Below are 14,994 nucleotides of genomic sequence, written 5' to 3'. Positions count from 1 at the left end.
GCCCCGAGCTCGGGAGCCGAACCCCCACGGTCGGGCGGTCAGGTTGTCCCTCCGCGCCGCCGCGTGGCCAGGAGCAGCATGGTGCCGAGGAGCACCATCGTCCCGGCGAGGCCGGTCAGCTGCTGGATCCGCTGGATGCCGGTGACGGCGAGCAGCACCGGGGCGGGGACGACGCCCCTGCCGACCCCCACGCTGGAGCGTGCCGGATCCGAGTGGACCGTCCGACCGTGCGGGTCGGTCGCCGTCGCCGTCGCGGCGTTGGTGACCGTGCCCGCGTCCGCGTCCGCCGCGGTGACGACGTGCGCCGCGACGGTACAGGTCGTGCTGGCCCCCGGGGCGAGGCTGCCGGCGGGGCACGTGACCGGGCCGGCGGTCGGGTCGGCCACCTGGATGTCGGCCAGCGTCGTGCCGCCCTGGTTGGTGATCCGCAGCGTCCACTCGACGCGGTCGCCGGCGCCGATCCGGCCGTCGCCGTTGACGTCGACCGCGTGGGCGGTCTTGGCCAGGCCGAGCTTGCTCGCGACGTCGACGGTGAGGGCCAGCGTCGACGGTGCTGAGGTCACCGGTGTGCCACCGCCCGGCGGTGTGGCGGACGCGGTCGCCGTGTTGCCGACGGTGCCGGCGTCGATGTCGGCCTGGGTGGTCGTGTAGGTGGCGGTGCACACGACCTGCGCGCCCGGGGCGACCGTCCCCGGAGGACAGGTCGCGACCGGGGCCGTTCCTGTGCCGGTGAACGCCGTCTCGTGGACGATCGGGTTGGTGAGGGTGACGTTGCCGGTGTTGGTGACCGTGAACGAGTACGTCACCGTCTGCCCGGCCGCGGTGACCGGGTTCGGCGTCGCGGTCTTCACCAGCGTCACGGCCGGTGCCCTGGTGATCGGCAACCCGACGCTCGACGGTGCCGACAGGATCGCCGGCCCGGTCGGCGGGGTGCCCGACGCGGTGGCCGCGTTCTGGACCGTGCCGGCGTCGACGTCCGCCTGGGTCGTGGTGTACGTGGCGTTGCAGACCACCACCGCGCCGGGCAGCATCGAGGCGACGGCCGCCGGACAGGTCACGACGGGCGGGGTCCCGGTACCCGTGAAGATGGTCTCGTTGACCACGACGTTCGTGAGCGTGACGTTGCCGGTGTTGGTGATCCGGAACGCGTAGGTCACCATCCGGCCGGCCGCGGTCACCGACGCCGGGGTCACCGACTTCACCATGGTGAGTGCGGGATTCGCCGGGGCCGGGACCGTCAGCGAGGACGGCGGCGACGTCACCGCCGGACCGGTCGGTGGTGTCCCGGTCGCGGTGGCGGTGTTGGTCAGCGAGCCGGCGTTCACGTCGGCCTGAGTGATCGCGTACGCCGCCGTGCACGTCACCTGGATGCCCGGCGCCACCGACGACGCCGCCGACGGACAGGTGACGACCGGGGCGGTCCCGGACCCGCTGAAGCCGGTCTCGGCGACGCCCACGTTGATCAGCGGCACGTTGCCGGTGTTGGTGACCACGAACGAATAGGTGATCACACCGCCGACGATGAACGACGCCGGAGCCAGCGGCGACGCGGACTTCACCACCGACAGCGACGGGGCCGGCGTCGGGGTCACCGTCAGGGTCGAGGTGGACGGCTGGGAGGTGACCGGCGGACCCGACGGCGGGGTCCCTGACCCGGTGGCCGTGTTGGTCACGGTCCCGGCGTCGACATCACCCTGTGTCGTCGTGTACGTGCCGGAGCAGGTCACCTGCTGACCGGGCAGCAGAGCTCCGGGCGGACACGTCACGACCGGCGCCGGCCCCGTACCGGTGAAGGAGAGCTCGTTGACCACCACGTTCGTGAGTGTGACGTTGCCGGTGTTGGTGACATGGAACGAGTAGGTCACCACCTGACCGGCACCGGTCACCCCGTCCGGGCTCACCGACTTCACCACCGACAGCGAGGGCGACGACAGCGCCGGTACGGTCAGGTTCGAGGGAGTGGAGGTCACGGGTGGTCCGGTCGGGGGCGTACCCGTCGCCGTGGCCGTGTTGGTGATCGACCCGGCGTCCACGTCCGCCTGCGTGACGGTGTACGTCGCCGTGCACGTCACCTGGGCGCCCGCCGCCATCGTGGCCGCCGCGGGCGGGCACGACACCACCGGGGCCGGGCCGGTGCCGCTGAACGCCGTGTCGGCGACGACGACGTTGGTGAGCGTGACGTTGCCGGTGTTCGTGACCACGAAGGAGTAGGTCAGCACCTGGCCCAGGACGAACGACGAGGGGGCCAGCGGCGACGCGGACTTCAGCACCGACAACGACGGGGCCGGCGGCGCGGTCACCGTCAGCGTCGAGCTCGACGGCTGCGACAGCACCGGGGACCCTGACGGCGGCACCGCCGACGCCGAGGCGGTGTTGTCCACCGAGCCCGCGTCGACGTCCGCCTGAGTCGTCGTGTACGTGCCGGTGCACGTCACCCGCGCGCCGGGCGGCAGCGGACCAGGGGGACACGTCACGACCGGATCGGGACCGGTACCCGTGAAGGCGCTCTCGTCGATCGCCACATTCGTCAGGGTGACGTTGCCGGTGTTGGTGACCAGGAACGAGTACGTGACGGCCCGGCCGGCGCCGACCACCCCGGTCGGGTCCACCGACTTCGCCATCGTGATCGCGGGTTTCGCCGGGGCCGGGACCGTCAGCGACGACGGCGGCGAGGTCACCGCGGGCCCGGTCGGTGGTGTGCCGGACGCCGTGGCCGTGTTGGTGATCGAACCGGCGTCGACGTCGGCCTGGACGACCGTGTAGGTCGCCGTGCACATCACCTGATCACCCGGCGCCATCGAGGCCGCTCCCGCCGGGCACGCCGGGACCGGGGCCGGCCCGGTGCCGCTGAAGGCCGTCTCGGTGACGGTCACGTTGGCCATCGTCACGTTGCCGGTGTTGGTGACCACGAAGGAGTAGCTGAGCACCGCGCCGACGACGAACGACGCCGGATCCAGCGGGGTCGCGGATTTCACCACCGACAGGGCCGGGGCCGACCGCGCCGTCACCGGCAGGGCCACCCCCGCCGGCGCCGACGTCACCGTCGGACCACCCTGGGGCGTGCCCGACGCCGTCGCCGTGTTGACGATGGTGGCGCCGGAGTCGATGTCCGCCTGGGTGCCCTGGTAGGTCGCGGTGCACACCACCTGCGCGCCCGGTGCCACCGACGCCGCGCCGGCCGGGCAGGTGACGACCGGAGGGGTACCGGTGCCCGTGAACCCCGTCTCGCTGACGCCCACGTCGTGCAGGGTGACGTTGCCGGTGTTGGTGACCGTGAACGAGTACGTCACCACCTGGCCGGCCGCGCTCAGCCCGGCCGGGGACACCGACTTCGCCAGGTCGATCGACGGCGTCCTCGTGACCGGCAGCACCAGTGTGGACGGGTCCGACGTCACGGCCGGGCCGCTCGGCGGGGTCCCCGACGCCGTGGCCGTGTTGGAGATCGAACCGGCGTCGACATCGGCCTGCGTCGTGGTGTACGTGCCAGAGCAGACCTGCTGCGCACCGGGGGCCAGCGGTCCCGGCGGGCAGGTCACGACCGGGGCGGGACCCGTGCCACCGAAGGTGACCTCGTTGATGATCACGCCGGTCAACGTCACGTTGCCGGTGTTGGTGACCGCGAAGGAGTAGGTCACCAGCTGTCCGACCGCCGTCACCGAGTTCGGGCTCGCCGACTTCTCCACCGCCAGGGACGGCGTCGACGGCACGGTCAGCGTCGCGCCGCCGGGCGGGGACGTCACGGCCGGACCCGTCGGGGGCGTGCCCGACGCGGTCGCGGAGTTCTGCACCGACCCGCTGTCGACGTCCGCCTGAGTCACCTGGTACGTGGCCGTGCACACCACCTGCGCGCCCGGCAGCATGGACGCGGCCGCTGGCGGACAGCTCGGCACCGGGGCGGTGCCCGTTCCCGCGAAGACGGTCTCGGTGACGGTCACATTCGTCAGCGTGACGTTGCCGGTGTTCGTGACGGTGAAGGAGTAGGTCACCGTCTCTCCGGCACCGGGTACCGAGGTCGGGGACACCGACTTGGCCACGACGAGCGCCGGCGCCGGTGCCGGGACGGGCACCGTGAACGAGGACGGCGTCGAGGTCACCGCCGACCCGCTCGGCGGGGTTCCCGACGCCGTGGCCGTGTTGGTGACGGCACCGTTGTCGACGTCGGCCTGCGTCACCGTGTACGTGGCGGTGCACGTCACCTGGGCACCCGCCGCCATCGACGCCACCCCGGCCGGGCAGCTGACCGTGGGGCTGGGCGAACCGCTGAAACCGGTCTCGTCGACCGTCACGTTCGTGAGCGTCTGGTTGCCGGTGTTGGTGACCACGAAGGAGTACGTGACCACCTGGCCCACGACGAACGACGCCTGGTCGGCGGGGGTGGCGGACTTCACCACCGACAGCGAGGACACCGGGACGGTGACGGGCGTGCAGGCGTCGTCGGTGGTCGTGACGGAGCCCACCGTCAGCGCCGAGGTGTTGCGGAATCCGGTGCCGGTCTCGCCGGCGTCGAGCGCGCAGTCCGCCTGTTGGGCCGTGATGGTGGGAGCCACGGTGGCCGTGACGGTCACCCGGTAGACGTGGACCACCCCCACGGCGATGCTCTGCCCGGTCACGACCGCCGTCTGGGTGCTGCCGTTCCACGCCGGGTTGGTGGTGATGCCGCCCGGGGTGGTGTTGACGACCGAGGCGGCGGTCACCGTGGTACCGGCGCCGAACGTGAGGGTGTCGGTCAGGTTGTAGACGCTGGTCGCGCCCCCGAGGTTGGACACCGTGATGTCGTACACCACGGTCTGGGTGCCGTCGCCGTTGTTCACTGCGGGGCCCTGGAGGGTCTTGTCCATCACCACGGCCTCCACCGCGTGCACGGTGGAGCAGTTCGGGTCCGCACCCGCCGGCTGGGGGCAGTTCAGTGAGTCCGGCGAGGTGACCACGTTTCCGAGGACCTTGTCGGTCAGCTGTGCCGTCGGTTTCACCGTCACCTGGTAGGTGACGGTGACGGTCTGGCCGGGTCCGATCGAGTCCGCGTGGACGTTCAGGGTCGAGCCGGTGACCGAGGCGGTGCCGGCACCCGCCGGGGAGACCACCGGGCTGCCGGTGAGGGTGGCGTCGTCGAGGACCCCGGACAGGTCGTCGGCGGCGTCGATGTTGGGGTGGGCGATCGTGTCGGTGTTCGCGAACGTCACGGTGTAGGTGACGACGTCCCCGGGCCGCACCCGCGCGCCGTCGGTGGGGTTGGACGACTTGACGATGTCGATGCCGTGCTGGACGGCCTGGAACTCCCGCCAGATGATGTCCGGCGCCGCTCCGGCCCCCGGCAGGAGATTCGTGATCGTGGACAGCCGGACCGTCGCCACGTTGTCGAGAGGCGCGGAGAAGGCGGTCACGAACACCCCCGCGCCGTTGCCGGCGTTGAGGGTGCCGCTGGCCAGCAGGTTGTTCGCCGGATCGAAGACCTCGTAGAGGGCTGAGCCCATGCCGTCCGCGTCGGAGAGGTTGCTGCCGCCGTTGTTGTGCAGTTGCAGCTTCGTCACCGCGTTCCGGGGCACGGTGTACTTGTAGTCGATGACCACGCCGGTCGCGTTGTTGACCGGACCGGTGAAGATCCGGGCGAAGTCCCCACCGGCGACGCTGCCGTTGATGGTGTTCGTGAGCCCGGTGATCGTCCAGTTGCTCGGATTGGCCACGAGCGTGACGCTGTTGAAGCCCGCGACCACGTCCGCCGCGAGTGCCGGGTCCGGTGCCATCGCCAACGGCACGCCCGCGAACGCCGCGACCATGCCGAGCACCGCCAGGCACCGCCCGATCAGCGATCCTGTCGCCGCCCCGCCCGTCTTCCGCCTGGCATTGTGACGTGTCGCGAGGTTCCGGACCATCGTCGAACTCCCCCATGTCCACGGCTTCCACACGGACGAGAGGAAGCCGCGCGGGGCAGATCTGCCGAAAGTATTGCGAATCTAACATTCAGGCGCGGCGTACTTGTGGACTTTTAGGTAGATCTGGTAGTGAGGCCAGCCGGAGCATGCGACCGGCGTTCGGACGGTCACGACGGCAGGAGCGCCGTCGGCAGTCCCTGGAGTGCGACGGGTCGGCGGAAGCGTTCGATGGAGGCGGTGCCGACCGACGTGGACCACGGGGCCGAGCTCGCCGGCCACGGCCCGCCGTGGTGCTGGGCCGCGCACACCACGACCCCGGTGGGGACCTGGTTCCAGATCACCCTGCCGGCCCGCGCCATCAGCGCCGGAACGAGCGCGGCGCCGGCCGCCTCGTCGTCCGGTCCGGCGAACACCGTCGCGGTCAGCGAACCCTCCAGCTGCGGGACCACCTCGGCCAGGTCGCCCACCGCGATCACCACCGACGGTCCGAAGTGCTCGGCCAGCAGCTCGTCGTCCAGGCAGGCGGCGGGGACGATGAGCGCGAACGGCACCGGGTCGCCGGCGCCGGCCACGACGTGGCCCTGGCGCCGGGCCGAGGCGAGCCAGACGGCGTGGTCGCCGGCCATGCCTGCGGTGAGCATCCGGTGGGTGTCGGCGGTCGACACGGCGTCGGCCAGTGCGTTGGCGAAGTCCCTCGACGGCGTCACGACCAGGCCCGGCTTGGTGCACAACTGGCCGGAGGAGCCGGTCACGGACTGCGCGAGCAGCGCGGCGGCCTCCAGCGGGGTGCCCGGCAGGACGAAGACGGGGTTGAGGGAGCCCATCTCCGCGTACACCGCAATGGGGTCGGGTCTGGCGGCCGCCGCGTCCATCAGCGCGCGGCCTCCGGTCAGTGAGCCGGTGAAGCCGACCGCCCTGATTCCGGGGTTGCGTACCAGGTCCAGGGCCTCGGCGCGGCCGCCGGAGAAGACCGCGAACGCGCCCTTCGGCAGCACCGGTTCCAGGATCGTGGCGAGCAGCCGCGACGTGCGGGGCTGGGCGGAGTGCGCCTTGACGATCACCGGGCAGCCGGCGGCCAGGGCCGAGGCGGTGTCGCCGCCGGCGACACCGAACGCGAGCGGGAAGTTCGACGCGGCGAACACGGCCACCGGGCCGACCGGGACGGGCACGGTGACGATGCCGGGTGACGCGCGGCGCCACGGGGCCAGGGCCTCGTCTCCGAGGGTGCGCAGTTGGCCGGTGGTCCGGTCGAGTTCGGCGCGCAGCCGGCCGGGCAGGAGGCCGGTCTCGTCGCCGACGACGTCGACGATCTCGTCACCGGACGCGGCGAGCGCGTCGGCGCAGGCGTGCAGGGCGGCCCGGCGGTCGGCGGCGGGCCAGGGGGTGCGGAAGAACTCAAGAGCCGCATCGATCATCGGGTACTCCTCACCACGAGCCGGGTCGGTAGTCGGGCCGGATCCGTCGCATGTAGCCGGTGTCGTCGCGGCGACGGACACCGCAGGTCAGGTACTGCTGGTGCAGCCGGGCGAGCGCGTCGCGGTCCAGGCGCACGCCGAGCCCCGGGGTGCGCGGCACGGCCACCGCCCCGCCCACGATCTCCAGCGGCTCGGCGACGACGTCCTCGGTCTTCCACGGCCAGTGCGTGTCACACGCGTACGTCAGGCGCGGGGTCGACGCCGCGACGTGCACCATCGCTGCCAGGCTGATCCCGAGATGGCTGTTGGAGTGCATCGACAACCCGATGTCGAAGGTGTCGGCGACCGCCGCCACGTACTGGGTCTGGCGCAGGCCGCCCCAGAAGTGGTGGTCGGACAGCAGCACCCCGATCGCGCGGGCGTCCACGGCCTCGGGAATGTCCTCGAAGCCCACGACGCACATGTTGGTGGCCAGCGGCATCGGCGCCTCCCGGGCGACCTGTGCCATGCCGGCGATCCCGGCGGTCGGGTCCTCCAGGTACTCCAGGATCCCGGCGGCCTTGTCCGCGATCCTGATCGCGGTGGGCACCGTCCACGCGGCGTTGGGGTCCCAGCGCAGCGGATGGTGCGGGAACGCGCCCGCCAGTGCCTGGATCGCCTCGAACTCCTCGTCGGGCGGCAGCACCCCGCCCTTGAGCTTGATGGAGCCGAAGCCGTAGCGGGAGATCATCCGGTGGGCCTGGCGCACGATGGCGTCGGCGTCGAGGGCCGCGCCCCACTCGTCCGGGGCGGCGGCGGGGTGTCCGGCCCACTTGTAGAACAGGTACGCGGAGAACGGCACGTGTTCGCGCACCCGGCCGCCGAGCAGGTCCACGACCGGCCGGCCGGTGAGCTGGCCGACGGCGTCGAGGCAGGCGACCTCGAAGGCGGAGAACACCGAGCGCAGGGTCTTGGCGGCTGAGGACGTACCCGTCAGGCCGTGGTTGTCCGTGACGGTTCCGGGGCCGACGGCGGCCGTGACCCGGCGCGCGACGATCTCCAGGTCGAACACATCGAGCCCGACCAGGGTGGGGGCGACGGCGCGGAGCAGGCCGAGGAAGGCGTCGTCGCCGTAGGACTCGCCGAGGCCGATGACGCCGTCGCCGCAGTCGACCTCGATGACGCTGCGCAGAGCGAACGGTTCGTGCACGCCGACGCGGTTGAGCAGTGCCGGGTCGCGGAACGCCACCGGGGTGATCGTGACCTGCCGGATGGTGGCCATCAGTGGGCCCTGATCTGTGCGAGCGCCCGGCGGCCGTCGGCCAGGATCCGGCGGAGTTGTTCGAGGTGGCCTTCGCTGAGGTCCACCAGCGGCGGGCGGACCGGGCCGGCGTCGAGGCCGGCGAGCCGGGCCCCGGCCTTGACGATCGAGACGGCGTACCCGGGGTGGCTGTCGCGGAGGGCGGCCAGCGGGGAGAAGAACGCGGTGGTCAACAGCTGGATGGTCGCGACGTCCCCGGAGTCCAGGGCGCGGGCGAAGGCATGAGTGATCTCCGGCGCGAAACAGTGCACCGCCGAGGAGTAGGCGGGCACGCCGATGGCGCGGTACGCCGGCTGGGAGAGCTCGGCGGTCGGCAGTCCGTTGAAGAACCCGAATCCCTGCGCCCTCGGGTGCTCGCTGGACCGGATGGCGCTGACGATCCGCTGCATCAGGTCCACATCACCGACCCCGTCCTTGAGTCCCCGGATCTCCTTGATCTCCAGGAGTTCCACGGCGGTGCGCGGGGTGAAGAGGGCGGTGGCCCGCTGGTACACGATGGCGGGGATCGGGCTGTCCCGGACCGCGAAGCGGACGTGGTCGAGGAGACCGTCGCTACCGCCGCTGACCAGGTAGGGCGGTAGGAGGAGCACCCCGTCGGCCCCGGCGTCGGCGGCGGCCCGGACGGCGGCCCGTGCCGAGCCCGCGCCGCCGCCAGCACCCGCGTATACCGGCAGCCGGCCGGCCGCGACCCGGACCGCCACGTGGATGACGCGTTCCTGTTCGGCCGGCGTCAGTGAGGAGTACTCCCCCGTGCCGCAGCCGACGAATATCGCCGACGGGCCGGCGGCGATCTGCCGCTCGAGGTGCTCGACGAATGCCGCCTCGTGCACGGTGCCGCCGTGGTCGCGCGCGGTGAACGGGGTCAGCGGAAAGGACAACAGACCTTGCACGGCGGGTCACCTTCGCTCGGAGGAAAGGGCTTTCCCGGAGGCTAACAATGTTTCAAAATTTACGGAACTAGTTTCTCAACTGCTGTGACACAGATGACCGGGGACGCACACTCCGCCGAGGTCAACGCCCTCACGAGGCTGGCGCTCGGCGCCCCCTGCGCCGCTGGGCTGCACGGCGACGGCGGCACACGTGTCCCGCACGCCGCCGCTGGCGCGGACCCCGATCGGGCCGCTCACGCCCGTCCCGTAGCCCCCGAAGACCCACGATGCCCGGGTACCCTTCCCGGGCATCGTCCCGCGTGGGGCTCTCGCGTCAGAACAGTGCGGCGAGGTCGACACGGTCCTTGCGGCCGTCGGGCCACCGCACGGTCACCGCGGAGCCCTCGACCTCCACCGACACCTCATCGGCCACGTCCCGCAGGTCGTCGCCGAACCCGAGGAGATGCAGGGCCCCGTAGACGGCACGACCGCCGGGGTGGTGGGCGGCGAGGAACGTGACCGCCGAGTGCCGGCCGAGCGGGTTCCCGCCCTCGTACCGGGCGAACGACGCCCACCTCCAGCCGCAGACCCCGACCACTCCGGCGCTCAGTCCACCCGCCCCCTGGCCCCTCGACCCCGCAGCGACGGCCTGGCCGAACGTGCCCGGGGCTCCGCTGTGCACGCCGCTGGGCAGACGCGCCCAGCCGGCGGGCCGCCCCTCGTCGGGCGGCTGGGCGTCGACGATGTCCAGCCTCGGCATGCTGGCGCCGGCCAGCGCGTGTCCGCCCTCCCGGATCAGCCCGGGCGGCGCGTCCACCAGGTGCAATCGCACCTCCACCGGCCCGTCCGCCACAACCGCTGTCACGATCCTGGCCCCGGTGACGGCCGGGCGGCCGTCGCGCCGCGGAATGTGCCAGGAGGCGACGAGCCCGTCCCGGACGAGATGACCACGGATCGGACCGCGCCGGGAGGCACGACCGTCCGCGTCGACCAGCGCGATGTGGTTGTCGATGGCCTCCGCCCAGGCTGGGCCGGTGCCCGGCGCCGTGTGGGAGGAGTAGGCGAATTTGGCGTACAGCGGGTCGTCGGCATCGGTGCCCGGGGCCGGCGGTACCGGAAATTGGGGCGAGCCACCGGGGATCCGCAACCGGACGTGGTCCGAGCCGTGGTTGGCCAGCCGGGCCACGCCCTGTCCGGAGTGCACCAGCCAGCCGAACGGCAACGTCACGGTCCGCTCGGGACGCGGCCGCTCCACGGCCGTCCAGACCGGGTGACCGGGCGGCAGGGTCAGGCCGAGGAAGCCGAAGCCGGCGTAGTACGCCGAACCGGGCCCACTGTAGGGCTGGACGATCGCGCGGTCCGCGCCGTGCCAGCCCAGCGGCAGCGGGGTCGACAGGTGCGCGAACTGCCGCAGCGTGCCGCTGGCCAGCGCACGGGTCGCGCCCGACGGCAGGGCGCTGACGCCCTCGCGTTCGGCCACCCACAGCGCGGCGAGCACCGCCGTCCGGTACGTCAGCGAACGGCCCTGGAACATCGGTGACCCGTCCGCGCCGAACGTGGCGGCGTAGCCCGCCGTGAACGTGCCCAGGCGCTCCCGCCACCGGGTGCGGTCCGCCTCGGTGCCGCACAGCTCGTACCACATGCCGAGGAGCGGGTGGATCACGAAGGAGTTGTAGTGGTCGAAGTTGCGGCCGTCGCCGTCGGTGTACCAGCCGTCGCCGACGTACCAGCGCTCGAGCGTCGCGACACCGGCGGCGATCCGCGGGTCTCGGGTGGGCCGGCCGACGGATGTCAGGAACGCCTCGATCGCGGCCGGGAAAAGGTACCAGTTGCTCCGCGACGGGGTCAGAACCGCGTGGTGGGTCAGCCAGCGCGCCACCTTGTGCTGGACGTCGGCGGAGAGTCGATTCCAGACCTGCCGGCGGCACAGGTGCAGGCCGTAGGCGACGATCGCCGCCTCGACGAGGGGTTGCCGGCCGGGATGTCCCGGGGGCCGCTGGTCGCCGAGGCCGATCCCTCGCGGCCAGGTATCGACTCCCGCGAAGAGGCGGGCGTAGAACCCGGCGTGGTCGTGCGGGTCGTCGCCCGTCGCGATCCGGCACGCGGCGAGCACGAAGCTGCGGGCGAAGCCCTCCAGGCCGTCGGAGAACCGGCCGGCGACGCTGGCCCGACCGGGCAGGTCGATCAGCCCGGTACCCGGGGGGAGACCCGTCCACCCGCCGCTCGGCTGGAGGAGGCGGGTGTCCGACCCTGGTGCCGACTCGGGCAGACCGGCGTCCGTCTCGGGCCTTGCGCCGTGCCCGCCCAGTTCAGTGCCCGCGCCGGCTCCCGACCCGGGCGGGCCGGCGTCCTGCGGGGCGGTGCCCCCGTCCGGGACGGGCCGGGCGAAGGGCCGGACGGCCAGCAGCCAGTGGTCGGCCACCGCCGCCCAGTGCGCCCGCGTCCAGCCGGTGTGCGGGGAGCGCGCCCGGTCCTCGGGAGGTAGTTGCAGGCTCACGCGATCCGCTCCAGGTCGTGGGCGGAGACCAGGCCGAGGAGCCGCTCACCACGGACTAATCTGTCGATCTCGGACACAGCGTACCCGCCGAGTCGGCGCAGTTCGTTGCCCCTCGCCCCGGCGAGGTGCGGGGTCAGCAGCACGTTGGGCATCCCGAACAGCGGGTGCCCAGCCGGCAGGGGTTCGGGGTCGGTGACGTCGAGGACCGCGTCGATCCGGCCGGCCGCGCAGTGCCGGGTGAGGGCGGCCGTGTCGATCAGCGCTCCACGGGCCGTGTTGATCACGATCGCCCCGTCACGGAGCAGCGCGAGCCGCGAATCGTCGAGCAGGTGCCGGGTCGACGGCAGCGATGGCGCGTGCAGGGTGACGATGTCGGCGCGGGCGCACAGCTCGTCCAGGTCCACGAGTTCCGCGCCCAGCTCGGCGGCCCCGACCGGGTCGAGGAAGGGGTCGGTCACCAGGAGCCGGACGTCGAGCGCGCGGAGTCCGCGCAGCACCTTACGGCCGATCCGGGAGGCGCCGACCACGCCGACCACGGAACCGTTGGTGCCACTGTCGTCGCGGGCCGCGTGCGGGGGAAGGTTGCCCAGGCGGTAGGCGTCGGCGTGTCGGAATGTTCGTTTGGCGGCGAGAATGACGGTCGCCACCGTGAACTCGGCGACCGGGTCGGCGTTGGCCTCTGCCGCCGAGCTGACCAGCACTCGCCGGCCCCAGACCCGCGGGTCGACGACGTTCTTGACCGTACCTGCCGCGTGCACGATCGCGGTCAGCGCCGGCGCGCGGTCGAGCACCGCGAGGTCGATCCTCGGACAGCCCCAGCCGGTGAGCAGCACGGTGGCGTCGGCCAGGACCTCGTCCACGCCCCGGGCCGACCAGTCCGTGATCACCGGCTGCCATCGCACGTCCGCGCACCTGTCGAGGCGCGCCAGAGCGTCCGCGGAGAACAGCGCGTCCGGTAGGTGGGAGTACAGCGCGACGGCCACGGTTGCGCGGTGGGCCACAGGAACTCCTCTGCAGGGTAGGTTTCCGGCACGCGTGGAACCGGTTTCGAAAAAGTTGACGCTACCTCTAGCGGTGGATGGTGACAAGTCCTAAGCTGTCGAAACGCAGCTGGCAAGGTGGTGTCACCCAAGCGGCCGACCCGGAAACCAGCGGCACGGCGGATCCACCTCCCGTGAATTTCGGGGGACGATGGAACCGGTTGAGTATTCATAATTAACACCGATGAATCGAGGCGATGTGAGGAGATCACGGCTGCGGCGGGACGCGCTGCTGGTCCTCTTGATGGTGCCGGGGCTGGCGTACTTCCTGGTGTTCCACTACGGGGCGCTCGCTGGCAACGTCATCGCGTTCGAGGACTACGTCCCGTTCATCGGGGTGTGGGACAGCGCATGGATCGGGATCGGCAACTTCGCGAAGATGGTCGGCGACGCCGCCTTCTGGAACTCCGCCGCCAACACCGTGAGCATCTCGACCCTGCAGATCCTGTTCTTCTTCCCCGTTCCGTTGATCGTCGCCCTGCTCGTGCACAGCCTCACCAACACCACGGTCAAGCGCTGGGTGCAGAGCGTCGTCTACCTGCCGCACTTCATCTCCTGGGTCATCGTCGTGACCCTGTTCCAACAGATGCTCGGCGGCACCGGGCTGCTCAACGGGCTGCTCGGCGACGCGGGCCTCGACCCGGTCGAGGTGATCGGGAACCCGGACCTGTTCAAGCCCCTGGTCGTCGCGCAGGTCGTCTGGAAGGAGTTCGGCTGGGGCACGATCATCTACCTGGCCGCGCTGCACCAGGTGGACGAGCAACTCCTCGAAGCCTCGGCGATGGACGGCGCGGGCTGGTGGCGGCGGCTGTGGCACGTCACGCTGCCCTCGCTGCGTCCGGTGATCGTGCTGCTGCTGATCCTCCGGCTGGGCGAGATGCTCTCCGTCGGCTTCGAGCAGTTCATCCTCCAGCGTGACGCCGTCGGCCCGCAGGCCGGCGAGGTCCTGGACACCTTCGTCTACTACAGCGGCGTCGTCAACGGCAACTGGGGCTACGCCGCGGCCGCCGGCCTGGTCAAGGGCCTGATCGGGGCCGTACTCATCTACGCCGCCAACCGGGTGGCCCACCGACTCGGAGAACAGGGGGTGTACCGCTGATGGCCACCACCAAGCGGCCCACGTGGATGGGTCGCCCCAGTGCCACGGTGAAGACCGCCAAGGCCCTCGCGATCGTGTTCCTGATCGCCATCGTCGTGGTCCCGTTCTGGGTCGTGCTCGCCACGAGCTTCGCCAGCAACGACGACGTCACCGGCAACGGCGGCTACGTGCTGTGGCCCATGCACCCGACGACCGAGGCGTACCAGCAGGTCTTCACCAACGGCATCGTCACCAAGGCTCTGATCGTCAGCGCCGCGGTGACCCTGCTGGGCACGGCGATCAGCCTGGCCGCCACGGTCCTGCTCGCCTACGCCCTCGCCCGTCCCGGTGTGTACGGCGGCAAGCCGGCCATGCTGTTCATCCTCTTCACGTTCCTCGTGCCGCCGGGCATCATCCCGGCGTACCTGGTCGTGCAGAACCTCGGACTCCTCGACTCCTACGGCTCCCTGGTACTGCCCGTGCTGGTCAACGCGTTCAACGTCGTGATCATGCGAGGCTTCTTCCAGGGCATCCCCGAGGACCTGTACTCGGCGGCCAGGCTCGACGGCGCCGGCGAGTGGAGGATCCTCACCCGGGTCGTCCTCCCCCTGTCCAAGGCGGTCGTCGCCGTCGTCGGACTCTTCTACGCCGTCGGGTACTGGAACGCGTTCTTCAACGCGATCCTCTACCTCAACGACAGCTCCCGGTGGCCGCTGCAGGCGGTACTCCGGTTGTACGTCATCCAGGGAGCACAGCTGGGTGACAACACCTCGGACGCCGGTGCCTCCATCGCGCCCCAGTCCATCCAGATGGCGGCGGTCGTCGTCGCCACCGTCCCGATCCTGTGCGTGTACCCGTTCCTCCAGCGGTACTTCGTCAAGGGCGTCCTGACCGGCGCAGTCAAGTCGTAGTCCCCCGTTGAAAG

At 71.6% G+C, this 14,994-nt stretch carries 8 protein-coding genes; 2 read left to right on the top strand and 6 right to left on the bottom strand.

Annotation, left to right across the window (positions count from 1 at the left end):
* Positions 1-38 precede the first annotated feature (38 nt).
* From IW245_RS00240 to IW245_RS00215, 6 genes are all read right to left on the bottom strand, one after another.
* Positions 39-5,870: a beta strand repeat-containing protein gene (locus tag IW245_RS00240; RefSeq protein ID WP_197001165.1), complete on the bottom strand. Its 5,832-nt coding sequence runs from the start codon at positions 5,868-5,870 to the stop codon at positions 39-41.
* 167 nt (positions 5,871-6,037) lie between these two features.
* Positions 6,038-7,285 carry an aldehyde dehydrogenase family protein gene (locus IW245_RS00235; RefSeq protein ID WP_197001164.1) on the bottom strand — a complete coding sequence of 416 codons (1,248 nt, stop codon included), beginning with the start codon at positions 7,283-7,285 and terminating at the stop codon, positions 6,038-6,040.
* Positions 7,286-7,295: 10 nt separating this feature from the next.
* Positions 7,296-8,546, bottom strand: a complete 1,251-nt coding sequence (locus IW245_RS00230; protein WP_197001163.1) for a glucarate dehydratase family protein — start codon at positions 8,544-8,546, stop codon at positions 7,296-7,298.
* Positions 8,546-9,475, bottom strand: coding sequence for a 5-dehydro-4-deoxyglucarate dehydratase (locus IW245_RS00225; protein WP_197001162.1), 930 nt, complete (start codon positions 9,473-9,475; stop codon positions 8,546-8,548). The genes IW245_RS00230 and IW245_RS00225 overlap by 1 nt, the downstream gene beginning before the upstream one ends.
* A gap of 313 nt (positions 9,476-9,788) precedes the next feature.
* The gene (locus tag IW245_RS00220) at positions 9,789-11,951 is read right to left on the bottom strand and encodes a DUF2264 domain-containing protein (protein WP_197001161.1); all 2,163 of its coding nucleotides are present in this window, start codon (positions 11,949-11,951) and stop codon (positions 9,789-9,791) included.
* Positions 11,948-12,952: a hydroxyacid dehydrogenase gene (locus IW245_RS00215; RefSeq protein WP_197001160.1), complete on the bottom strand. Its 1,005-nt coding sequence runs from the start codon at positions 12,950-12,952 to the stop codon at positions 11,948-11,950. The genes IW245_RS00220 and IW245_RS00215 overlap by 4 nt, the downstream gene beginning before the upstream one ends.
* A 223-nt stretch (positions 12,953-13,175) precedes the next feature.
* On the opposite strand from IW245_RS00215, the gene IW245_RS00210 reads away from it, so the two are divergent.
* Complete coding sequence (locus IW245_RS00210; protein ID WP_197001159.1) at positions 13,176-14,090, top strand: ABC transporter permease; 915 nt, start codon at positions 13,176-13,178, stop codon at positions 14,088-14,090.
* Complete coding sequence (locus IW245_RS00205) at positions 14,090-14,980, top strand: carbohydrate ABC transporter permease (protein WP_231398602.1); 891 nt, start codon at positions 14,090-14,092, stop codon at positions 14,978-14,980. The genes IW245_RS00210 and IW245_RS00205 overlap by 1 nt, the downstream gene beginning before the upstream one ends.
* The last annotated feature ends 14 nt before the right edge of the window (positions 14,981-14,994 follow it).

The sequence above is a fragment of the Longispora fulva genome (assembly GCF_015751905.1).
Lineage (GTDB): Bacteria > Actinomycetota > Actinomycetes > Mycobacteriales > Micromonosporaceae > Longispora > Longispora fulva.
This window is presented reverse-complemented; position numbering and strand designations above follow the sequence as displayed.

Excerpts from the sequence above, each read along its gene's own strand:
- IW245_RS00240 (WP_197001165.1), bottom strand. The coding sequence starts at position 5,870 with ATGGTCCGGAACCTCGCGACACGTCACAATGCCAGGCGGAAGACGGGC.
- IW245_RS00235 (WP_197001164.1), bottom strand. The coding sequence starts at position 7,285 with ATGATCGATGCGGCTCTTGAGTTCTTCCGCACCCCCTGGCCCGCCGCC.
- IW245_RS00210 (WP_197001159.1), top strand. The coding sequence starts at position 13,176 with ATGAATCGAGGCGATGTGAGGAGATCACGGCTGCGGCGGGACGCGCTG.
- IW245_RS00205 (WP_231398602.1), top strand. The coding sequence starts at position 14,090 with ATGGCCACCACCAAGCGGCCCACGTGGATGGGTCGCCCCAGTGCCACG.
- IW245_RS00230 (WP_197001163.1), bottom strand. The coding sequence starts at position 8,546 with ATGGCCACCATCCGGCAGGTCACGATCACCCCGGTGGCGTTCCGCGAC.